The 20744-nt window shown below is 38.9% G+C and carries 23 protein-coding genes; 5 read left to right on the forward strand and 18 right to left on the reverse strand.

Going from position 1 to position 20744, the window contains the following annotated elements; all coding sequences use genetic code 11:
* Positions 1–17: 17 nt before the first annotated feature.
* The 5 genes from rsmH to BUA02_RS14505 form a co-directional block, all read right to left on the reverse strand.
* Entirely contained in the window at positions 18–1058 is a 1041-nt protein-coding gene (gene rsmH, locus BUA02_RS14490; RefSeq protein ID WP_143147443.1) for a 16S rRNA (cytosine(1402)-N(4))-methyltransferase RsmH, read from the reverse strand.
* The gene (locus BUA02_RS15730) at positions 1059–1310 is read right to left on the reverse strand and encodes a GIY-YIG nuclease family protein (RefSeq protein WP_143147444.1); all 252 of its coding nucleotides are present in this window, start codon (positions 1308–1310) and stop codon (positions 1059–1061) included. It abuts the gene before it with no gap.
* A gap of 117 nt (positions 1311–1427) precedes the next feature.
* Positions 1428–2615, reverse strand: coding sequence for a MalY/PatB family protein (locus BUA02_RS14495; RefSeq protein ID WP_072705460.1), 1188 nt, complete (start codon positions 2613–2615; stop codon positions 1428–1430).
* A gap of 26 nt (positions 2616–2641) precedes the next feature.
* Complete coding sequence (locus BUA02_RS14500; protein WP_072705461.1) at positions 2642–3046, reverse strand: amino acid-binding protein; 405 nt, start codon at positions 3044–3046, stop codon at positions 2642–2644.
* 35 nt (positions 3047–3081) lie between these two features.
* Positions 3082–3450: a response regulator gene (locus BUA02_RS14505; protein WP_071174824.1), complete on the reverse strand. Its 369-nt coding sequence runs from the start codon at positions 3448–3450 to the stop codon at positions 3082–3084.
* A 201-nt stretch (positions 3451–3651) separates the two neighbouring features.
* On the opposite strand from BUA02_RS14505, the gene BUA02_RS14510 reads away from it, so the two are divergent.
* Complete coding sequence (locus tag BUA02_RS14510; protein ID WP_072705462.1) at positions 3652–4950, forward strand: ABC transporter substrate-binding protein; 1299 nt, start codon at positions 3652–3654, stop codon at positions 4948–4950.
* A gap of 12 nt (positions 4951–4962) precedes the next feature.
* The gene (locus tag BUA02_RS14515; RefSeq protein WP_072705463.1) at positions 4963–6726 is read left to right on the forward strand and encodes a methyl-accepting chemotaxis protein; all 1764 of its coding nucleotides are present in this window, start codon (positions 4963–4965) and stop codon (positions 6724–6726) included.
* 30 nt (positions 6727–6756) lie between these two features.
* Here BUA02_RS14515 and BUA02_RS14520 read toward each other — a convergent pair whose 3' ends face one another.
* The 11 genes from BUA02_RS14520 to BUA02_RS14570 are packed head-to-tail and all read right to left on the reverse strand — an operon-like array spanning position 6757 to position 16322.
* Positions 6757–8415, reverse strand: coding sequence for an AMP-binding protein (locus BUA02_RS14520; protein ID WP_143147445.1), 1659 nt, complete (start codon positions 8413–8415; stop codon positions 6757–6759).
* Between the two features lie 5 nt (positions 8416–8420).
* On the reverse strand, positions 8421–9176 hold the full coding sequence (gene accA, locus BUA02_RS14525) for a carboxyltransferase subunit alpha (protein ID WP_072705465.1): 756 nt from the start codon (positions 9174–9176) through the stop codon (positions 8421–8423).
* A gap of 22 nt (positions 9177–9198) precedes the next feature.
* Positions 9199–10029 (reverse strand): acetyl-CoA carboxylase carboxyltransferase subunit beta, encoded by an 831-nt coding sequence (locus tag BUA02_RS14530; RefSeq protein WP_072705467.1) that lies wholly within the window; start codon positions 10027–10029, stop codon positions 9199–9201.
* Entirely contained in the window at positions 10020–11360 is a 1341-nt protein-coding gene (locus BUA02_RS14535) for an acetyl-CoA carboxylase biotin carboxylase subunit (protein WP_072705526.1), read from the reverse strand. Before BUA02_RS14535 ends, BUA02_RS14530 begins: the two co-directional genes overlap by 10 nt.
* A 1-nt stretch (position 11361) precedes the next feature.
* Positions 11362–11802 carry a 3-hydroxyacyl-ACP dehydratase FabZ gene (gene fabZ, locus BUA02_RS14540; protein WP_072705469.1) on the reverse strand — a complete coding sequence of 147 codons (441 nt, stop codon included), beginning with the start codon at positions 11800–11802 and terminating at the stop codon, positions 11362–11364.
* 10 nt (positions 11803–11812) lie between these two features.
* Positions 11813–12235, reverse strand: a complete 423-nt coding sequence (locus BUA02_RS14545) for an acetyl-CoA carboxylase biotin carboxyl carrier protein (RefSeq protein WP_083572791.1) — start codon at positions 12233–12235, stop codon at positions 11813–11815.
* 12 nt (positions 12236–12247) lie between these two features.
* On the reverse strand, positions 12248–13480 hold the full coding sequence (gene fabF / locus BUA02_RS14550; RefSeq protein ID WP_072705473.1) for a beta-ketoacyl-ACP synthase II: 1233 nt from the start codon (positions 13478–13480) through the stop codon (positions 12248–12250).
* Complete coding sequence (gene fabG, locus BUA02_RS14555; protein WP_072705476.1) at positions 13473–14216, reverse strand: 3-oxoacyl-[acyl-carrier-protein] reductase; 744 nt, start codon at positions 14214–14216, stop codon at positions 13473–13475. The genes fabF and fabG overlap by 8 nt, the downstream gene beginning before the upstream one ends.
* Positions 14206–15141: an ACP S-malonyltransferase gene (locus BUA02_RS14560; RefSeq protein ID WP_072705478.1), complete on the reverse strand. Its 936-nt coding sequence runs from the start codon at positions 15139–15141 to the stop codon at positions 14206–14208. Before BUA02_RS14560 ends, fabG begins: the two co-directional genes overlap by 11 nt.
* A gap of 10 nt (positions 15142–15151) precedes the next feature.
* On the reverse strand, positions 15152–16084 hold the full coding sequence (gene fabK, locus BUA02_RS14565) for an enoyl-[acyl-carrier-protein] reductase FabK (RefSeq protein ID WP_072705480.1): 933 nt from the start codon (positions 16082–16084) through the stop codon (positions 15152–15154).
* Positions 16085–16100: 16 nt separating this feature from the next.
* Complete coding sequence (locus BUA02_RS14570) at positions 16101–16322, reverse strand: acyl carrier protein (protein WP_071174813.1); 222 nt, start codon at positions 16320–16322, stop codon at positions 16101–16103.
* Positions 16323–16435: 113 nt separating this feature from the next.
* On the opposite strand from BUA02_RS14570, the gene BUA02_RS14575 reads away from it, so the two are divergent.
* The 3 genes from BUA02_RS14575 to BUA02_RS14585 all read left to right on the forward strand — a co-directional run bounded on the left by BUA02_RS14575 (position 16436) and on the right by BUA02_RS14585 (position 19133).
* A complete protein-coding gene (locus BUA02_RS14575) occupies positions 16436–17284 on the forward strand; it encodes a MerR family transcriptional regulator (protein ID WP_072705482.1) in 849 nt (282 codons plus the stop codon).
* Between the two features lie 49 nt (positions 17285–17333).
* Positions 17334–18704, forward strand: coding sequence for an MATE family efflux transporter (locus BUA02_RS14580; RefSeq protein ID WP_072705484.1), 1371 nt, complete (start codon positions 17334–17336; stop codon positions 18702–18704).
* Between the two features lie 144 nt (positions 18705–18848).
* The gene (locus tag BUA02_RS14585) at positions 18849–19133 is read left to right on the forward strand and encodes an HU family DNA-binding protein (RefSeq protein WP_013282588.1); all 285 of its coding nucleotides are present in this window, start codon (positions 18849–18851) and stop codon (positions 19131–19133) included.
* Positions 19134–19184: 51 nt separating this feature from the next.
* Here the strand turns inward: BUA02_RS14585 and BUA02_RS14590 are convergent, their stop codons facing one another.
* Both BUA02_RS14590 and BUA02_RS14595 read right to left on the reverse strand, forming a co-directional pair.
* Positions 19185–19718, reverse strand: a complete 534-nt coding sequence (locus tag BUA02_RS14590) for a hypothetical protein (protein WP_071174810.1) — start codon at positions 19716–19718, stop codon at positions 19185–19187.
* The gene (locus BUA02_RS14595; RefSeq protein WP_071174809.1) at positions 19718–20545 is read right to left on the reverse strand and encodes a ParA family protein; all 828 of its coding nucleotides are present in this window, start codon (positions 20543–20545) and stop codon (positions 19718–19720) included. Before BUA02_RS14595 ends, BUA02_RS14590 begins: the two co-directional genes overlap by 1 nt.
* Positions 20546–20744 lie beyond the last annotated feature (199 nt).

Below are 20744 nucleotides of genomic sequence, written 5' to 3' on the forward strand. Positions count from 1 at the left end.
TTCACATATGATGGCAATTACTTTATTGCCCAACGCATTTTTGTTGACTTACTTCTTGGATTTATCCTGCATTCCTCTGCTGAAGGCCTGATCACATCAGATGAAATCTCGCTAAACGCACCCTCTTTAAGATGTTCTTTAAAAGCCTTTTTTACTAATCGATCTTCTCCAGAATGAAAAGTCAGGATTGCCACTCTTCCTCCCGGATTTAAGATTGTAGGCAATTTTTCTAAAAAAGAATAAAGAACTTCAAATTCACTATTAACATCGATCCTAAGCGCCTGAAAAACCCTTGCGCAGCTCTTTTTGATCGCCTGCTCCTTTTCCTCCTTAGGAACCTTCCAAAGAGCCTGCTCTATCGCTTCTCTAAGCGCTGTCGTGGTATCGATGTTTTTTCCTTTTTTCATAAGCGAAAAAACTTTATCAGCAATTTCTTCTGCATAGGGCTCGTCGGAATTTTCCACCATCATTCCCACAAATTCTTCTTTTGTTATGTTTTGAAGTCTCTCCGCTGCAGATTCTCCATGAGAAGGATCAAGCCTTAAGTCCAGTGGTCCATCTATCTTATAGGAAAATCCTCTCTCAGGATTATCAATCTGCATAGATGAGACACCAAGATCAGCCAAAACAAAGTCAAATTTACCGGCTTCATTAGCCACTTCATCAATGTTTGCAAAATTAATCAATCTAAACTTAAATCGATCCTCATCAAATCCCGCATTCCTAAGTCTCTCAACAGTCTTGCTCGATTCTATAGGATCCACATCCAGACCATATATACAGCCATTTCCTCCAAGTTTCTCTAGCATTTTTCTTGTGTGACCACCATAGCCAAGAGTACAATCAAGACCTTGCTGGCCAGGTTTGATCTGAAGGAAATCCAAAATCTCTTTTACCATGATAGAAATGTGCATCCCAGCAGGTGTGGAGCCTTTTGAAATAACATGTGCTATTGTATCTCCATACTTTTCTGGATCATGCTCTTTATACTTTTCCTCAAATTTTTTGGGATATTTACCTGAGTAATGTACTCGTCTTTTGTGCTTTTTCTCTTCCAATTATTTACCCTTTTTTCCTTGTATTAACCTAAGCTTCTCTTTTCTGCTTAGCCTTTTTATATGCCATTCTCTGCTCATGGCTTCTTCTTTGGTATTTGCGGTTTCATAATATACAAGTTTTACTGGAAGCCTAGGCTTTGTGTATTTGGCTCCTTTACCTGCATTATGATCTGCTATCCTTTTATCCAGATCATTTGTCCAACCGCAATATAGCGAACCATCTGCACATTCAACTATATATGTATAGTTCATTTTTGCTCCAATTAAAAAAGTGCGCTAGCTATAGTTCCAAGTACCATAGCTGCTATCAAAATAAGTGCCATAATCGCTATTGGCTTTTTAAACTTTCTTGTAGACATTTCTCTTCTCCTATTTGTAAATATATTTATTTCTAGCTCGTAACAAGCGTTCCATCGTGTCTCTGATAACATTTTCCGGACATGCCAGATTTAGTCTTTCAAATCCGCTTCCTGATGCCCCAAAAACATAGCCTTCATCCGCAAATATATATGCTTTTTTGACCATGAAATTCTCTAGTTCATTATCAGACAATCTCCATGCTCTAAAGTCACACCATAGCAAATAAGTTCCCTCTAAAGGTAGTGCTTTGATCTCAGGCATATTCTTGGCAAAAAAATCTCTCACATACGTAGCATTATCTGCTATAACTGCTATACATTCATCAAGCCATTTCTCACAGCTTCTATAAGCTAAACGACAAGCTTCCATTCCCAAAGCATTAGTTCCAGATCTAAAGCCTTCCAATCTCGATCCAATAAATCTATCCCTAACCTCTTGGTTCTTTATTATTATGTTCGAAGTTTGAAGTGCAGATAAATTGAATGTTTTGCTTGGGGCAGTACATACTGCCATATTCATACTTGCTTCACCGGAAATTGTACTCATAACAGTATGAGTAATACCTGGCATTATTAGATCATTGTGGATCTCATCATCAATGATAAATACATCATTTGCAAGACAGATATCGCATACTCTCTGCAGTTCCTCTTTTGTCCACACACGTCCAACTGGATTATGTGGGTTACAAAAGATAAGTAGCTTATTCGATATTTCTTTTGCTGCTTCCTCAAACGCTTCGAAGTCAATCCTGTAACCATTTTCATCAAAAATCAGAGGAATATCAACGAGTTTCCTAGCCTTTATATCCACTGCTCTTCTAAATGGTCTGTAAGAAGGTGAAAAGACAATAACGCCATCCCCTGGCTTTGTTACACTAAGGATTAAGTCTCCTATTGCTGTAACAACTCCATCAGATGGCGCGATCCACTCTTTTTCTAAATGATATGAATGTCTTTTCTGCATCCATTCTATGACTGCTTCGTAATAATCTTCGGAAGCAAATGTATAACCCAAAGTTCTATCAGCTAAGTATTTACCTATTCCCTCTCTGATCTCAGGTGCTATGATAAATTCCATATCCGCAATAGAAAGAGGTACTATCCCATCAGGAACATCCGGATTTCTATCATACATATCCTTATACTTATAGGAACTTTTAGCGTCACTAACAGGATTAGTCACAAAATCATACATAAAAAGGCTCCTAAATAGTTCTTTTATCAGATACAGTTATATTCTTTATTAACGAGAATGTTTTCGACAGCCTCAATATCATCTGTGTTGATCACCATAATAGGTCTGCCTGATTCACGATTAAATGAAAGATATGTGTAATTAACATTTATATTAGTTGAATAGAGCGTTTTGAGAATCTTATCAAGTGCTCCTACTTCATCCTGACACTCTACAGCAAGAACTGGAGTTGTCTTACAAATATAATTTTCTTTCTGAAGAACTTCAATACACTTTTCAGGATCAGAAACAACCATCCTGATAATGCCATATTCAGCAGAATCATTAGTTACAGATCCCAAAATGTTGATTCCATTCTCACACAAAATACCTGTAATATTTTGTAAACATCCTTTCTTGTTTTCAGCGTAAATAGATACCTGTTTAAGCATTACATCCTCCCTTGTCCAACTAAGCTAGCAAAAAATTACTCGTCTCCTAAAATCTTCTTGACCGCCTTTATAACATCAGATGAAGTGAATGGCTTAACGACAAAGTCCTTTGCGCCCTTCTTAAGAGCAAGCATGATCATATTCTCATACTTCTGGTCTGAGCACATAATAACATTCGCCTTTGGATCATACTCCATTACTTCCGTTAAGGCATCAATACCATTCATTTTAGGCATATTGATATCAAGAATCAACAGATCTGGCTTTTTTTCTTTATACTGCTCTACAGCATCCACTCCAGTTAGTGCCTCACCTACTATCTGATATTTCTCAGGATCCAGAGCAGATTTCAACATTTGTCTCATAAAATTTGTATCATCGGCTATCAATATTTTTTTTCGCATAATTTTTCTCCTGAAATAATGTGAAATGTAGCACTTATATTATGACAGTAAAAGGTCATCTAATACAACTATAATATTGATTATTTAAGAATTAAACAGAAATCATACGATTTAATAGTTTTTTAATTGCATAAATTTTTGTATGTTCGATAATTAATATATGATTTAATGTTTCTATTATTGAAGGGAAGGGCGATCAAAATGAAAAACTGGAAAGCACTAACACTAATCGTAATACTGGTTTTCTCAACAATAATCAATGGTTGCGCAAAAGAGTCAGTAGAAGTTCCAGAAGAGGAAACTTCCGTAGAAAAACTGACCCTCCTAAATACTAAAAGCGAGGTCACATCACAAATAAATGACCTTGCTGCTAAATATGAGCAGGAAACCGGGATAAAAATCGAAGTTCTAGGCGTTGAATCTGGTGCAAATGCTCAAGCCACGTTAAAGGGCTACTATCTATCTGATCAAATGCCAGATATCATTGCTTGCGAGGCCTCCAGCTTTGCAAACTGGGATGGTCTCTTGGTGGACCTGAGTGATCAAAACTGGGCAACCAGAACAGATGCTGCATACAAAGATGCAACCTATGGAACCCTCGGTTTTCCATACACAACCGAGGCTATTGGTCTTGCTTATAATGCAAATATCCTTTCAGCATGCGGAGTCGATCCTGCTTCTATCACTAGCCCAGGCGCTATGAGAGCTGCTTTTGAAGCCATTGATGCCAAGAAAGAAGAGTTAGGTCTTAAGGCAGTCATAGGTTACTGCGCAGAACCTGAAAACCTGGGATGGTCATCAGGAAACCACATCTTTGGTGCATATATAGACTCTGGTCTCGACAGATCTGACACTACATACATTGATCTTCTGAATAATGGTGGACAAGTAGATGATACCCGTTTTGCAGATTATGCAGAAATGATAAGCCTTTTCAATCAGTACTCAGATCCAGACCTGTTAACAGCAGGTACATACAACGATCAGGTTCTTGGATTTGCATCAGGAAAGTATGCTTTCGTAACCCAGGGTTCTTGGATTGGAGCAACTTTAGTAGGCGATGATGCTAGCGAATACCAGGCAGCCGGAAGTTTTCCAGTAGGAATGGTTCCATATGCATTCCAAGACGGAATGGAGACAATTCTTACGAGTGCACCTTCTTGGTGGGCTATTCCAAAAGAAGGCCAAGTTGATGCCGCTAAAGCCTTCCTTCAGTGGTGTTCTGAGGATTCTGCACAAAAGATTCTGGTAGAGGAAGCCGGATTTATTAGTCCTTTCAAGGACTGCAAATATGTAGCTTCTGATCCATTTGCGAAGGTCATTTCAGATTATATCTCAGCAGGAAAGACTTCCAGTTGGCACTGGATGGATATGCCTGAAGGCCTAGGTCAAAAAGGCCTTGCATTCGCATTCCATAAATTTGCCGCAGGAGAAGTTGATACTGCTGGTTTTGTACTAGAGATCAAGTCAATTGCAAAAGACTGGTACTCAAAACTATAAGGAGGTAGAATCGTGAAAGAAAATGTTGGCGTAAATGTAAAAAAGAAAGATTCCATAGTATTTCAGCTTTCTGCCTTGAATCTGCTTATTTTAGTAGCATTCATAGTAGTTATGGTCATGGTAATGTCTGCTATGCAAACATCTACCACAAGCAGTATAACAATGTTTGGCTCTATGATGAACCTTACTACCCATGAGGCCAACTTAAAATCAGATGTAATGTCTCTGTATGACCAAGCAACTAGCTATGTTGCAGCAGATGCTGATGAAACTAAAGCAGCTCTTTTACCACAGATAAATATCGCAAAAGAAACAATCTCTGCAGATATCAAGACTTTAAACGATGACTTCGCTGGTTATAATGATGAAGAAGCAACTGCTCAGCTAAAAGAGATCTCAGAACAATACTCTAGACTCTCCGCCCTTATCGACAACGCTATAACAAGATGTGATGCCGGTGACCAGACAGCTGCTTATTCTATCCTGTTTGATAAAGCTGAAATTCAGAAAATAGCCATCTTCCATTCGACAAAAGCCCTGGATGCAGCGATCACAAAGTCGGCTAATGCAACAACGGACCAGATGAATTCACTGATGGTTTCAGGTGTAGTCGTCGCAGTGATCGGAATGGCTATCATTCTGGTACTCATCGTACTCAACTTCCTTATCAGCTATATCAATATAGTTAAAAAGATCAAATCCATCAGTTCTGAAGTAAACACAATGATCACTAATATCGAAAAAGGCAATGGTGACCTTACAGCTAGAATAAAGACCAAGACAAAATCTGAGCTGTTGTTCATTACAACTGGTATCAACCACTTTATCGAGACTTTACAAGGTATCATGCGAGATGTAAAAAATGGTTCTGTGGTTCTCACAAGTTCTTCAGAGGAAGTTATCTCACAACTCCAGATTGCAGATGATAGCGTAACAAATACCTCTGCAGCCCTTGAAGAGCTTTCTGCAAATATGGAAACCGTTTCAGGAACTGTTTCTTCTATCAACACTAAGGTTGAAGATGTTAAAGCAGCTTCTCAGGAGATAACAGAGCAGGCACAGGCAGGAACCGAAACCGCTATCTCTATCAAGCAGGAAGCCAACGAACTTAAAGAAAGAGTAACTCAGAAGAAATTACAGGCTAGCGACCAGGTTTCTCAGCTTTCTACTGTACTCACTCAGTCTGTACAGGATTCTGAAAAAGTTAGCCAGATCAACGAACTTACAAATGTAATCCTGGATATAGCAAAACGCACTAACCTTCTTGCTCTTAATGCTTCAATCGAAGCCGCAAGAGCAGGTGAAGCAGGAAAAGGCTTCTCAGTTGTAGCAACAGAGATAAGCGCTCTTGCCGAAAACAGCCGTTCTACTGCTTCTAATATCCAGGATATTAGTAATGAAGTAACAGAAGCTGTTAACAGACTTGCTGAAAACGCCCAGGCAGCGCTTGATTATATCAATGGAACTGTTCTTGGAGATTATGATGACTTCGTTCAGACTGGTGAAAAGTACGAACATACAGCAGATATAATGAATAATATGCTGGCTGCATTTGATAATAAGGCGGAAAGTCTCAATTCCACAATGCAGGAAATGGTTGAGTCCGTAAGAATGATAACCGATTCAATAAAAGAAAGTTCTATTGCAATTTCTTCTTCCGCAGAGAATTCTTCGGAGATTGTTGGTGGTATCAAAAAGATCTCAGATGCGATCAATAAAAACAATGAAATCACTGAGCAACTTAGTGATACAACGCAGAAGTTTACTTCCCTTTAAATATGTTTTTAAAAAGCATTGGGACACTTATCAGTGTTCCAATGCTTTTTTATAATCCTGTTGCCTAATCTTAGCTCTGCTTATTTTTCCGTTACTTGTTCTAGGAAGCTTATCAATAAATTTGATAATCCTTGGATACTTATAAATTGCCGCTCTCTTTTTTACAAAATCCTGAATCTCTGTTCCAAGCTTTGTGCTTGCTTCATAGCCGGTATTTAAGATTATGCTTGCTTTTACAACAGCCCCTCTGTTCTTAGATGGAAACGCGGTAACTGCGCACTCAAATACCGCAGGGTGCTTCATAAGTATATCCTCAACTTCAGATGGTCCAATCCTGTATCCGCTAGATTTTATAACATCATCATTCCTTCCTAGGAAAAAGAAATTACCGTCCTTGTCCATGATCGCTTTATCTTTAGTGTGATAGACTCCGCCGCTCCACACTTCTTCATACATCTTTTCATCCCCAAGATAGCCTTTAAATATACCAATAGGCTTTCTATTTCCATTAGGAACAATAACAATTTCTCCCTCTTCCCCTGCCGGTACAATCCTTCCATCTTCATCCATAAGCTTAATCTGGTATAAAGGAGATGCTTTTCCAATGGACCCAGGAAAAGAGCTCTGTTCTATCGTTGTACATATCTGCAACGCTGTTTCTGTCTGCCCAAAACCTTCTCTGATAACTATCCCTGTCTGTGACGTAAACTGCTGTGACACTTCTTTAGGCATCGGCTCTCCTGCAGTTGTAGCATAACGCAAGTTATTTAAATTATACTTCTTAAGGTCCTCCAAAACTAAATATTTATATATCGTTGGAGGAGCACAAAAAGTGTTTATTTTCTCTTCTTCTAAAAGCCTAAGAAGGTCCGCAGCATAAAACTGCTCATAATCATATACCATTATTGCGGCACCCAAAAACCACTGTCCATAGAGTTTTCCCCATGCAGATTTAGCCCAGCCAGAGTCCGCAACTGTCAAGTGAAGGTCGCCATCGTTCATTCCATGCCAGTTTTTGGCTGTAAAAATATGTGCTATCGGATAAGAATAATCATGAATAACAGCCTTTGGAGCACCACTTGTCCCAGACGTAAAATAATAGAGCATGCTATCATCTTTGCTCGTAGTTACTCGCTCAAAAACGTCACTTTCTCCAGCAATAAGCTCATAAAAATCTGCTTTATCTTCATATTTATCCCCGACCACGATCTGAATAATATCGTTCTTATCTATAGCTTCTTTTACCTTGTCACATATACTCTCTGAATTAACACAGATTATCGCCTTAGTGCCTGATACAGCTGCTCTTTCACTGATATCTTCGACGGACACCATATGTGAAGTGGGAACAGCTATGGCTCCAAGTTTATGGAGAGCCAAGATGCTGATCCAAAATTCATATCTTCGCTTCAAAAGAAGCATAACAGAATCGTTTTTACTAATTCCAAGCTTCTTAAATGCGTTCGCTGCCTTGTCGCTAAGCCTTTTGAGCTCTCCAAAGCTTAGCCTTGTCTCTTTTCCTTCGGCGCTCCTATGAACAAGAGCCAATTTATCGGGATTTTCAAATGCAAACCTATCTACTACATCATAAGCAAAATTGAAATTTGGAGGGCATGTCGTCTTGATCTCTACTATTTCACCCTTTGAATCCCTTACTTCCCTGTAGTAATCTTCATATATGTGTCCCATGGTCCTTAATATCCAACCTTTCTAAAACGCCTATATCTTCCATCAATCAGCTGATCTGAAGTCATTGACAAAAGAACTTCTATTTCCGCCTCAATGTCCTTCTTCAACTCTTTAAGTCTTCCCTTTTTGTACACCTTATCTATTAATCCAAGCTTATAAAGCCTATCTGCAGTAAGCCCCAACGCTTTTGCTGCCTCGTCTGCCTTATCTGTGCTCTTCCATAAGATATTGGCACAGCTTTCTGGAGATACCACGCTAAAATACGCATCTTCCATCATCCATATCCTGTCTGAATGACAAAGGGCAAGAGCTCCTCCGCTACCACCTTCACCTATAACAATTGAAAGAATCGGCGTTTTTAGATCAGACATTTCATACAAATTTTCCGCTATAGCTCTTCCCTGACCTCTCTCTTCCGCATCAATACCGCAAAAGGCCCCTGCAGTATCGACAAAGCAAATGACAGGCCTATGAAACTTTTCTGCTTGCTTCATCAGTCTAAGGGCTTTCCTGTAACCTTCAGGATGCGCACTACCAAAGTTATGAAATATCCTATCTTCCGTGTTCTTCCCTTTTTCTATTCCTATAGCTGTAACAGGAATGTTGCCAATCTGCCCTATCCCTGCTATAACAGCTTTGTCGTCACCGTAATATCTATCTCCATGAAACTCAATAAAATTCTGTACAATAGATGATATATAATCTATCGCCGTTAACCTGTTATCTTTTCTTGCGCCAAGCACAATCTCGTAATCTTCCATTCTTTTCCTCTCAAAAAAGCTTTTAACTATGCAGCCTAAGAATCGCTGTAAGCGTCTCCTTTTGCCTGCTCCTTGGAACAATAAGATCCACAAATCCGCACTCTAATACTCGTTCTGCCTTCTGAAAATCCTTAGGCAACTCTTGATTAAGGCTCTTTTCTATTACTCTTGGCCCCGCAAATCCAACTCTAGCTCCGGGCTCAGCAAGCGTAATATCTCCTAACATCGCAAAACTTGCATCCACGCCACCTGTTGTTGGATTTGTCAAAAGAGCTATGTAAAGGTTGCCATTATTACTATGCCTCTTGACTGCCGCTGAAACCTTAGACATTTGCATTAAGGAGATCATCCCCTCCTGCATCCTTGCGCCACCAGAAACAGTTACTCCTATTACTGGAAGGCTCATGCTAGTTGCATATTCGAATAATCGAGTTATCTTTTCACCTACTATTGCTCCCATGGATCCCATCATAAAGTTTGCATCCATGGCAAATATACAGGCTCTATAACCGCCTATAGCAGCAACTCCGCATATTACGCCTTCGTTCTCGCGACTTCTTTCTTTTGCCAAAGAAAGCTTCTCATCATAGTCAGGAAATCTAAGAATATTAATAGATTCCAGATCCCTGTCATGTTCTATAAAGCTCCTTTTATCTGTCAGCATTAGTATTCTTCTTCTAGCTCTGACAGGAAAATAGTGCCCACATTCTGGACAAACAAAGTCGTTTTTTCTTATCTTATATACTGGAATCTGTTTTTGGCATTTTTTGCAGACTACTCGCCTGCTTTTTACTTTTACTTCACCATATTCCAGCTCATTATTTGCTTTTAAAAATAGTTTTTTTAATTCCATGCTTGTAAAACCTTTTGGCAGATACTGGTATCATAATTACCGATCAAAAACTTGCTATCTTCCATAAATCTCATATGCATTTCGCGATTGTTCTCAACTCCTACTAGCACAAACTCAGACAATGCACATTTCATCTTGCGTATTGCTCCATCTCTGGTATCTGAACATACAACCAACTTCCCCAGCATCGAATCGTAAAAAGGGGTTACTTCACAATTTTGATACAAAGCTGAGTCAAATCGTACATCCACTCCACCTGGAATATGGAGAAGTTCAACGCGGCCTGTAGAAGGCCTGAAATTTTTTGAGTCTTCTGCACAAATCCTACATTCTATAGCATGCCTGCTATTTGATATGTCTTTCTGGTCAAATGGAATATCTATTCCCGCTGCAGTCCTGATCTGCCATTCTACAATATCAATTCCGCAAACCATCTCAGTTACGGAGTGTTCTACCTGAAGCCTTGTGTTCATCTCCATAAAATAGAAATCATCATTTTTGACCAGGAACTCAATGGTTCCAACAGTAACGTACCCCACAGAACTAGCAAGTCTGACAGCTGCTTCATACATTTTTATTCTGGTCTCATCTGATAATACAGGTGCCGGACATTCTTCAATAAGCTTTTGATTTTTGCGCTGAACTGAGCAATCTCTATCTCCTAGAACAATCACTTTTCCGCTTCGATCAGCTAGAATCTGAACTTCCACATGCTTAACATTTTCAAGATATTTTTCCATGAAAATGCCATCATCGCCAAAAGAGTTATAGGCTTCCTTTTTGACCTGCGAAAACGCTCCTGAAAGCTCATTTTTCTCTCTTACAACACGAATGCCTTTCCCTCCACCGCCTGCTCTTGCCTTTAAAATTATGGGGTAACCTATTTTCTCTGCACTATTCTCAGCGTCATTAATATCAGTTAATATATCGCTCCCGGGTGCTACTGGAACGCTTGATGATATCGCTATCTCTCGCGCTCTTTCTTTCTCACCCATTTTTTCCATAACTTCTGCTCCAGGGCCAATCAAAACTATTCCATTATTTTCGCAGGCTTTAGCAAATTCCGGATTTTCTGAAAGCATCCCGTATCCTGGATGTATTGCCTTCACTCCTACTTCTTTGGCTAAAGTTATGATCGCGTCTATATTTAGATAACTGTCCTTGGCTAAAGGACCTCCTATACAGTAACTTTCATCAGCCATTTCTACATGAAGTGCATCTGTATCAGCTTCAGAACAAACTGCAACAGTCTCAATGCCCATCTCCTTACATGCTCTTATGACTCTTACAGCAACTTCACCTCTATTAGCTATCAAGATCTTTGAAAACATTTCAGCCACTAGCTTTCTCCTCATCAGAAACAATAGCAAAAGAAAAATCTCCGCTCATACACTTCTTGCCATCAACGCTTAGTTCTCCGTGAAGCACGTACATTGGATGATATTCACGCACCAACTTTGTATCTATTTTTATCGTATCTCCCGGCTTTATCATATTTCTAAAGCGCACTTTATCGAGCCCTGTATATACTGGTAACGCGCCTTTCTCTCGCATGTTATCTGCAAACATAATGCATGCAGACTGTGCCATCATTTCGCATTGAATAACACCTGGTACTATTGGGTTGCCAGGAAAATGACCCTGTAAAAAGAATTCATCTCCTCGAACTGTATAATAACCAGTTGCGGTTCCATCCTCATTTAACACCACCTCATCGACTAAAAGCATAGGCTCTCTATGAGGTAAGATCTTTTTAATTTCCTCTCTATTCATAAGCCCCCTTTTACTCAATAATGAAAAGATCCTGATTGTACTCCACAAGATCTCCTTCTTTTGCAAGAACTTCGGCAATGGTGCCATCTTTTGAAGCTTTGACCTCATTCATCATCTTCATAGCTTCAATGGTGCACAAAACATCGCCTTTCTTTATCTTGTCTCCAATCTTTAATGCTTCTTTTTCTCCAACTTTTCCATAAAATATACCTAAAAGCGGTGCTTTAACCTTATCCCCACTCTTTTTTTCAGGTTTCATTAAGTCAGCTGTCTTTTCAACAGAATCAACAACTTTCAAGTTCATTTGTCTTTCGCATGGATCAACTTGTACTTTTCGTTTAAGACATAACTTAAAATCCCCCTCTTCAACGGAAAGTTCAGTCAACCCTAGATTTTTAAACAACTCGCTGTATTCTAATAAAGAATTACTCATATTTTTCTCCACTTATGCCTTTTTAAAGGCTATACACGCATTGTGTCCGCCAAAACCTAAAGAGGTGCTGATGGCAAAGTTAATATCAGCCTCCACTGCTTTATTTGGCGTATAATCAAGATCACATTCTTCATCCTTTTCTTTGTAGTTTATTGTTGGCGGAATTACTCCATTATGAAGCGCAAGCACAGAAGCAATCGCTTCTACTGCACCTGTGGCTCCCATCATGTGGCCAGTCATGGATTTTGTTGAACTTATATGAAGGTCGTAAGCTCTTTTACCAAATACTTCTTTAAGAGCTTTTGTCTCCATAGCATCATTTAAGTGAGTTCCTGTTCCGTGGGCATTAACATAAATCTCATCCCTATCCTGAATATGCGCCTCATTTACAGCTGCCTTTATAGCTCTGACTGCTCCATCTCCCTCCGGGTCTGGTGCTGTTATGTGATATGCATCAGAAGTATTTCCATAACCAACCACTTCTGCCAGAATCTTGGCCCCTCTTTTCCTTGCATGCTCATATTCCTCAAGCACCAGAATTCCAGCTCCTTCACCCATGACAAATCCACCTCTTCTCTTGTCAAAAGGGAGACTTCCTTGCGATGGATCTTCAGCCAGATTCAGCGCCTGGCAATTAATAAATCCTGCCATCGCAAGCTCGTTGATAGAAGCTTCGCTTCCTCCGGCGATGATTGCATCTGCATATCCGTGCTTGATCGTTCTGTACGCTTCACCGATGGTATGTGTTGACGTTGCGCATGCCGTTACCACTGGAAGTGTTGGCCCCTTTGCACCAAATTTTATTGAAATAGCACCTGCGGCCATATTACTTATCATCATAGGAACAAAGAATGGTGAAACCATATCAGGGCCTTTTTCGTTTAGTTTCTTGACTTCACGCAAAGTAGTGTTAATTCCTCCAATACCGGATCCCACATATACTCCAAGTCTTTCTTTATCTATATCGCTTTCTAGGATCTTACTCTGGTCTACAGCCTGCCTTGCTGCACCCATGGCATACTGCATAAAAAGATCTGATTTTCTGATTTCCTGCATGGTGTCATAAAAATCCTTCGGCTCGAAATCCTTTACTTCTGCATCTAGGCTCACCTTAAGATTAGATGCATCAAACCTGTTAATTTTGTCTATACCACAGACACCATCAGTAAGATTCTTCCAAAAGACATCTACCGAATTACCAATAGGAGAAATTACCCCCATTCCGGTGACAACTACTCTACACATACATACCTCCATCAACCTTTATTACCTCACCTGTGATATATCGAGAGCTATCTCCAGCTAAAAACAGCGCAAGATCTGCCACATCATCTGGTTGGCCAAGTCTACCTAGAGGTAATTGTTTTGCAATTTCATTAGTCTGTTCTTCATTTAGTGTTGCCGTCATTTCTGTTGCTATATACCCGGGTGCTATTGCATTGCACCGTATGTTTCTACGTCCATATTCCTTGGCAACCGTCTTGGTAAACCCTATTATTCCTGCTTTAGAAGCGGCATAATTAGCTTGTCCCTTGTTGCCCATAAGTCCCACAACAGAGCTGATGTTCACTATATTTCCGTGCCTTTGTTTAACAAACCTTCTGACAAAAGCCCTTGTTAAATAGATGGTCCCCTTAAGATTCACATCTATTACATCATCAATGTCCATTACGCTTAGACTTGGCAAAAGATTGTCTCTGGTTATACCTGCGTTATTTACTAACACGTCTACTGTGCCAAAATCAGCTAGAATTTCTTCTGCAACTGATACTACTTGCTCAGGGTCTTTTACATCGCATATATAAAGCCTTACATCTCTTCCTGTTTCAGAAAGCTCTTTTACCGCCTTCTTGTTACGTTCGCTATCACTGGTAGCTATTAGTGCAAGGTTTGCACCCTGCTCAGCAAATTTCCAAGCGATTGCATTACCAATTCCTCTTGTGCCACCTGAAATCACTGCAACTTTTCCTTCAAGCATCATTTTTTAACTCCTCTACAACAGCCTTTAATGACTCCATATCACATACATTGTATATTCGTGCCTGTGGAACAATCCTCCTAACAAATCCAGTAAGAGTCTTACCAGGGCCACATTCAATGAATGTATCTATTCCTTCTTTTGTCATATTCTTTATAGTGCCTTCCCAATTTACACTACTCGAAATCTGTTCAGAAAAAGATTGTATGATTCCCTCTGCATCAGTTGGATATGGCTTTGCTGTCATATTTGAGTAGAGTGGAATATATGATTTATTTATGTTATATAACATATTTATTTCTGCTTCTTTTTTCAGTTCCTCCGAAGCTTCCTTCATATAAGGCGTATGAAAAGGCCCTCCAACTGAAAGCTGTATGAATCTTACTTTCTTGTTGCTTAACTTTTCTTTTAGTTTTTCAATCCTTTCATCCTTTCCAGAAACGACTATCTGTCCAGGACAATTGTAATTAACCGGAAAAGCACCTACTTCAGAGCACATTTCTTCTAGTTCACTCTTGTCCATTTTTAACACTGCTACCATACTTCCCTTTTCTTTCTCAGCAGCATCTTGCATTAAAGCACCTCGCTTACATACAAGCTTGAAGGCATTTTCCTTAGACAGAACTCCTGAAACTGCCAAAGCGACAACCTCCCCTAGAGAAAATCCTGCTACAGCATCTGGCGTAATCCCATTGGAAGCAAGTGCCAAAGCACTGGCTATATCAGCTAGGAAAAGACATGGCTGCGTATTTTCAGTTCTTTTTAATTCCGCCTCTGTTCCTGCCAGCATTTGGCTTAATGTTCCCGGTCTTATAGCTTCAGCAACTCCAAAAAAGTCATGAACTTCATTTATTTTTTCAAATAAATCTTTTCCCATTCCTGGGTACTGGCTTCCTTGACCAGCAAATAAAAATGCGATCTTCCCCATCAGTGCTCCTTTATAAACTTCCTAGCAAAGAGTATGCTTCTTGACATATTCCCGTTATTATCTCTTCACATGTGCCTTCGCTGTTTACTAATCCTGCTATCTGTCCACACATGCATGATCCATACTTAACATCTCCATCAATAGCCGCCTTTCGAAGCGCTCCGGCTCCCATTGCCTCAAGTTCTTCTGGCGTAGTACTTGGATCTTGTTCCTTTTGTATAAACTCTCTAGTCATCCTGTTTTTTAAAGCTCGTACTGGATGTCCTAACGACTTACCCGTCACGATAGTGTCTCTATCTTTTGCACCTAAAACTTTCTCTTTATAGTTCTCATGAACATTGCATTCTTTTGCTGTAAGAAATCTTGTTCCCATCTGAATAGCCTTAGCTCCCAGCATAAAAGATGCCGCCATTCCTCTACCATCAGCTATTCCTCCAGCTGCTATGACGGGTATGTTTACTGCATCAACAACCTGTGGCACTAATGCCATCGTCGTTGTATCTCCTACATGGCCACCTGATTCGCATCCTTCTGCAATCACCGCAGATGCTCCCATTCTTTCTACCATTACAGCTAACGCCACACTTGCTACAACGCAGATTACTTTTACGTTTGAATCTTTTAGTTTTTGCATGAATCTTGCAGGATTTCCAGCACCAGTTGTAACAACCTGAACCTTTTCTTCACAAACTACGTCAACAGCTTCTTCTATATAAGGGCTCATGAGCATAAGATTTACTCCAAAAGGTTTGTCGGTATGCATTTTTGCCTTTCTGATCTGCTCCCTAAGTTGTTCTCCGTTAGAGTTCATGGCTGCTATTATTCCCAATCCACCAGCATTCGATACTGCTGAAGCAAGCTCAGCGTCTGCAATCCATGCCATTCCTCCTTGAAATACCGGATATTTGATTCCAAGCATTTCGCATATTGGATTTTTACTCATCAAACTTCCTCCAAAGTTACTGCTTTTCAATAAGTTCTACTAATTTATCAATTGTCGTAATTTCCTGTGAAAGTTCGATCTTGCAGTCAAGTTCTTCCTGCATCTGCATAACAAGCTCCATAATGTCCAATGAGTCAAGTCCGATTTCTGAAAATGTTGCTGTTGGAGAAATCTCTGCTTCTTCTTTGTCGAGATATTCTGCGATTATTTTGATAATTGTTCCCTTTACGTCTTTCATTTTAGTTCTCCTTCTCCCGTTCTACCGGGTTGTACAATTTGAATTCTTTGATACAATAATCTTGGGGCTTACCCCCAGGTCAATACTTTTTTGTCGTTTTTTTGAGGAATTATATGACTACATTTAATAATTTTGAAAACAAAGAAATGGAATATTCACTTACCGTAAGCCAGTTCGCAAAACTATGTGGCACCACAAGAGATACTTTGAGATATTATTATGAACAGAACATTATTGTTCCATGGGTAGACCCAGATAATGGATATCACTACTATTCCGCATCTCAGATCAGTTCTTTTTATTTTATTTCCACCATGAGACAGGCTGGATGTTCTATTAAAGAGATAAGCGATATCATTCATAACTCAACAAAAGACGGTATAGTAAAGTTAGTTAATTCTAAGATTCTTTCCATGCAACAGGAACTCTATCTTATAAATAAAAAGATAAGTGCTCTTCATCTGGGGATGTGGATACTCGGAAAGTTTGAATCTCACAAACCTGGAATTCCTTTTATGGACTCTCTTCCTGCCATGAGCGTTGCAGAAACAAAGATTGCTGACAAGAATAGTTCTTTTCATACCGCTGATATAGCCTCAGACATTTCCGTTCATCTTGCCAAAGCAGCCGAAAGCGATACATTATCTGCTTTTCCTTCAGGTGTCACCATTACTTACGAGGACCTGATCAATAAAAAATACGTTTACGACAAAATTATAAGTTTATCTTTCTTACCTGCTGATAATGTCGGTACTTTCCCGCTTCCTGGTACCAAAGCGGTTTTATGTTACCATGACCATAATGCCCCGGATATTGAAAAGACCTATAGGAAAATTGTTTCCTATATAAAAAGAAACAAACTAACCGCATGTTCTGATCTTTTCTCTATCAGCCTCATTAACCTTTACGATCAAGAGAAAAATCATACATATTACAAGTACCTTTTCATATGCGTAAAGTAATGTTATACTCATATGCCGTATGCAATTTAATTTTTAAGAGGATTAACTTATGAATAAAGAAAATAAAATGGGTGTTATGCCCGTAAAACAACTGATCATCTCTATGTCTTTGCCTATGATGATCTCTATGCTTGTACAGGCTTTATATAACGTGGTAGATAGTATCTTCGTTTCTCAGATTGTCGGAGAAACCGCTACCGCTGGTCAAGATGCTCTTACCGCTGTTACACTTGCCTTTCCAATGCAGAATCTCATGATTGCTCTTGGGTCAGGTACTGGCGTTGGTATCAATGCTCTTCTTTCTAGATCTCTTGGCGAAAAGAACTATGAAAAATCCGACCTAGCAGCAAACAATGGTATTCTACTTACATTTTTTAATTATCTGCTGTTTCTTTTAATTGGAATATTTTTTGTAGAGGGATTTATTCATTCCCAGACAAGCTCATATGTTATCGCCTCTTATGGCGTAACATATCTTAGAATTATCAACTGTTGCTCAATTGCGTTATTCTTCCAGCTGACTTTTGAAAGATTACTTCAATCAACTGGAAAGACTATATACAGCATGATCTCACAAGGTACGGGAGCAATCATCAATATCATTTTTGATCCGCTCCTCATTTTCGGAATAGGTCCATTCCCTGCTCTTGGCATTGCAGGAGCCGCTTATGCTACAATTCTTGGCCAGATGATCGGTTCTTGTATCGGTTTGTTCTGTAACCTTAAATTTAACAAAGAGATCAGCTTTTCTATTAAAAAAATTCTCCATCTTGATCTCAATACTGTAAAAGACATCTACTTTGTTGGCGTTCCTTCTATACTTATGATGTCTATTGGTTCAGTCATGACTTACCTGATGAATCGCATTCTTGGTACATTCTCATCAACTGCAACTGCTGTATTTGGAGTTTATTTTAAGTTACAAAGCTTCTTCTTTATGCCAGTATTTGGTTTAAATAATGGACTTATTCCAGTCCTTGCATACAACTATGGAGCACGTAATAAACAGCGTATTTCTGAAGCTTTAAGGTTCGCTCTTACTCTTGCTGTTTCTATTATGGTTGTAGGCACAATCGTCTTCCTTAGTGTTCCTGAGCTTTTACTTGAATTATTTAATGCTTCTGAAGATATGATAAAAATTGGCACGCCTGCACTTAGAATAATCTGCTTATCTTTCCCACTTGCAGGTATTTGTATTGCTATGGGTTCGATATTCCAAGCTTTCGCTCGCAGTTTCTATTCTCTTATTGTGTCTGTAGGTCGTCAGCTCGTTGTACTGATCCCAGTTGCATGGTTGCTCTCACAAACTGGCATCCTTGATCTTGTTTGGCTTGCATTTCCTATTGCTGAGCTTGCATCACTTTCGTTATCTACCATATTTTTCAGGAAACTTTACAAGCAAACTGTTTCAACGCTGTAATATACTCGCTTTTTCATAATAGTGCACTAAAAAACATCATAAATTTTGGCACTTTTTCGCTATTATATACTTGTAATGTGCATAAAATGGGTTTAAAATTTATTCTAGTAGTGAAAATACTCAATTTGAGGGAGGTATTATACCATGAATAAGACAGAACTTGTTGATGCTATTGCAAAGGAAACTGGTCTTTCAAAGAAGGATTCAGAGAAGGCTGTAAAGGCTTTCACAGAAGCTGTTTCTAAGGAGCTCAAGAAAAAGGGTAAGGTTCAGCTTGTTGGATTTGGTACATTCGAGACTGCTAAGAGAGCAGCTAGAACAGGTAAGAATCCTCAGACTGGCGCAGCTATCAAGATTCCTGCAGCTACAGTTCCTAAGTTCAAAGCTGGTAAGGCTCTTAAGGATGCTGTTAACGGCAAGAAGAAATAATTTTGAAATATTAAACGGTGGTCTATGACCACCGTTTTTTATTGCTTTTATTTATTTTCTTTCTTTTAGTCTTTCTTCCAATTGTTTATGTGCAATGTAAATATCCATGTTTTGCTTCATATCGTTCTCGATCAGTTCTCTTATGTACTTAGTAGCTGATGTATTTGACGCTTTAGCCATATGTTCAACATAATCTCTAAGGCCTCTTATATCAAGCAAAAGAAATTTTTCTTTTTCATATCTACTATTTTTCGCTTTAGCCTCTGTCTTCTTTGCTACTGGAAGTGTAGCTTCCTCTACTTGTTTCTCAACATACTCGTTCGTAACTCTTTGAACAGGCTCTTCATATTGCTGAATCTTCTGACGCTGAACTGGTTTTGTTTCTACTATCTCTTTAACCTGTTCTGCCTCCGCCTCTACTATTGGTTCTGGAATTGGTGTTTCTTCTACAATTTCTTCTACTTTTTTGACTACAGCATTTGATTTGACGCTATTCTTATCTTCGTTGATTGGGCTCATCCCAGCAAAAAGTCCTGTTCCAGTCTTTTTTACTCCAGATTTTAACATACTTGCTTTACTAGCCATTATTTACCCTCCTCTAAGAATTCATCAATAAAATCATCATAGTCTCTTGCTGCACTAGAGCCACCTGAGTATTCAAATAGATCCATCTTCATTGTCTGTGCCTCTTCAACAGATACATTAAGTCTGATCTTTGATTTGAACACCTTAGTTCCAAGAATTGCTGCTTTTTCCTCTATATCATTGATCCAGATCTTTGCGTTTGCTGTATTTCTTACTTTTGTAACAAGAATACCGTCAACCTTTACTTTGTCATTAGTAAAATCATGAATCTGGCCAATAAATTTATACAATCTTGATAGTCCCTGCAAAGAATATGCACCTGGTTCGAGCGGAATAATTACTTCATCAGCTACAGTTAAGATATTCATTAGAACAACGCCTAAAGCAGGGCTACAATCAAAAATGCAATAATCATATTCTTTTTTAAGCTTTGTAAATGCTTCTTTTATTAGACGTTCTCTTCCAACCATTCCAAAATTCATATCAGCAGAAGCAAGGTCAATACCACCTACAATAAGGTCTAGATTCTCTGCTATTGGTATGATTGCTTTATTTATATCTTTTTGGCCTGCCATTACTTCAAATAACTTTGCAGGTACGTTTCTATAAAAGTATTCCTGTTGCTCTTCTGTAAGAAGTTCAATATCTTCTGGATCAGGATCTATTTCATTTAAATCAATTCCAGCAGTCATTGATAAGTTTTCCTGTGGATCTGCATCTACTACCAATACCTTATATCCTCTTCTGGATAATCCAACAGCCATTGCATAGCTTGATGTAGTTTTAGCTACTCCGCCCTTCTGATTGCTAAATGCTACTATTCGCATATTTCCTCCCTATAACATATATCAGTTATATAACATATTTAGTCTTTAGATATTATAATTCTATTTATATTCATTTTCAATATATAATATGTTTTATATCCGCTTTATATGTTATATTTTATATCTTTGTTATATTCTTTATATTTGTTATCTCTCTTAAATATGTTATATATCCTTTCTTTGCGTTCTGTTATATAAC

The sequence above is a fragment of the Butyrivibrio hungatei DSM 14810 genome (genome assembly GCF_900143205.1).
GTDB classification, from domain to species: Bacteria; Bacillota; Clostridia; order Lachnospirales; family Lachnospiraceae; genus Butyrivibrio; species Butyrivibrio hungatei.

Bases quoted from the DNA above. Each gene is read 5' to 3' on its own strand.
- BUA02_RS14575 (WP_072705482.1), top strand. From the start codon at position 16,436: ATGACTACATTTAATAATTTTGAAAACAAAGAAATGGAATATTCACTT.
- BUA02_RS14570 (WP_071174813.1), bottom strand. From the start codon at position 16,322: ATGAAAGACGTAAAGGGAACAATTATCAAAATAATCGCAGAATATCTC.
- BUA02_RS15730 (WP_143147444.1), bottom strand. From the start codon at position 1,310: ATGAACTATACATATATAGTTGAATGTGCAGATGGTTCGCTATATTGC.
- BUA02_RS14560 (WP_072705478.1), bottom strand. From the start codon at position 15,141: ATGGGGAAGATCGCATTTTTATTTGCTGGTCAAGGAAGCCAGTACCCA.
- BUA02_RS14545 (WP_083572791.1), bottom strand. From the start codon at position 12,235: ATGAGTAATTCTTTATTAGAATACAGCGAGTTGTTTAAAAATCTAGGG.
- BUA02_RS14530 (WP_072705467.1), bottom strand. From the start codon at position 10,029: ATGGAATTAAAAAAACTATTTTTAAAAGCAAATAATGAGCTGGAATAT.
- BUA02_RS14585 (WP_013282588.1), top strand. From the start codon at position 18,849: ATGAATAAGACAGAACTTGTTGATGCTATTGCAAAGGAAACTGGTCTT.
- BUA02_RS14520 (WP_143147445.1), bottom strand. From the start codon at position 8,415: ATGGGACACATATATGAAGATTACTACAGGGAAGTAAGGGATTCAAAG.
- BUA02_RS14500 (WP_072705461.1), bottom strand. From the start codon at position 3,046: ATGCTTAAACAGGTATCTATTTACGCTGAAAACAAGAAAGGATGTTTA.
- BUA02_RS14495 (WP_072705460.1), bottom strand. From the start codon at position 2,615: ATGTATGATTTTGTGACTAATCCTGTTAGTGACGCTAAAAGTTCCTAT.
- fabZ (WP_072705469.1), bottom strand. From the start codon at position 11,802: ATGAATAGAGAGGAAATTAAAAAGATCTTACCTCATAGAGAGCCTATG.
- BUA02_RS14595 (WP_071174809.1), bottom strand. From the start codon at position 20,545: ATGCGAATAGTAGCATTTAGCAATCAGAAGGGCGGAGTAGCTAAAACT.
- BUA02_RS14535 (WP_072705526.1), bottom strand. From the start codon at position 11,360: ATGTTTTCAAAGATCTTGATAGCTAATAGAGGTGAAGTTGCTGTAAGA.
- fabG (WP_072705476.1), bottom strand. From the start codon at position 14,216: ATGATGCTTGAAGGAAAAGTTGCAGTGATTTCAGGTGGCACAAGAGGA.
- BUA02_RS14580 (WP_072705484.1), top strand. From the start codon at position 17,334: ATGAATAAAGAAAATAAAATGGGTGTTATGCCCGTAAAACAACTGATC.
- fabK (WP_072705480.1), bottom strand. From the start codon at position 16,084: ATGAGTAAAAATCCAATATGCGAAATGCTTGGAATCAAATATCCGGTA.
- accA (WP_072705465.1), bottom strand. From the start codon at position 9,176: ATGGAAGATTACGAGATTGTGCTTGGCGCAAGAAAAGATAACAGGTTA.
- BUA02_RS14510 (WP_072705462.1), top strand. From the start codon at position 3,652: ATGAAAAACTGGAAAGCACTAACACTAATCGTAATACTGGTTTTCTCA.
- BUA02_RS14505 (WP_071174824.1), bottom strand. From the start codon at position 3,450: ATGCGAAAAAAAATATTGATAGCCGATGATACAAATTTTATGAGACAA.
- BUA02_RS14590 (WP_071174810.1), bottom strand. From the start codon at position 19,718: ATGGCTAGTAAAGCAAGTATGTTAAAATCTGGAGTAAAAAAGACTGGA.
- fabF (WP_072705473.1), bottom strand. From the start codon at position 13,480: ATGTGTAGAGTAGTTGTCACCGGAATGGGGGTAATTTCTCCTATTGGT.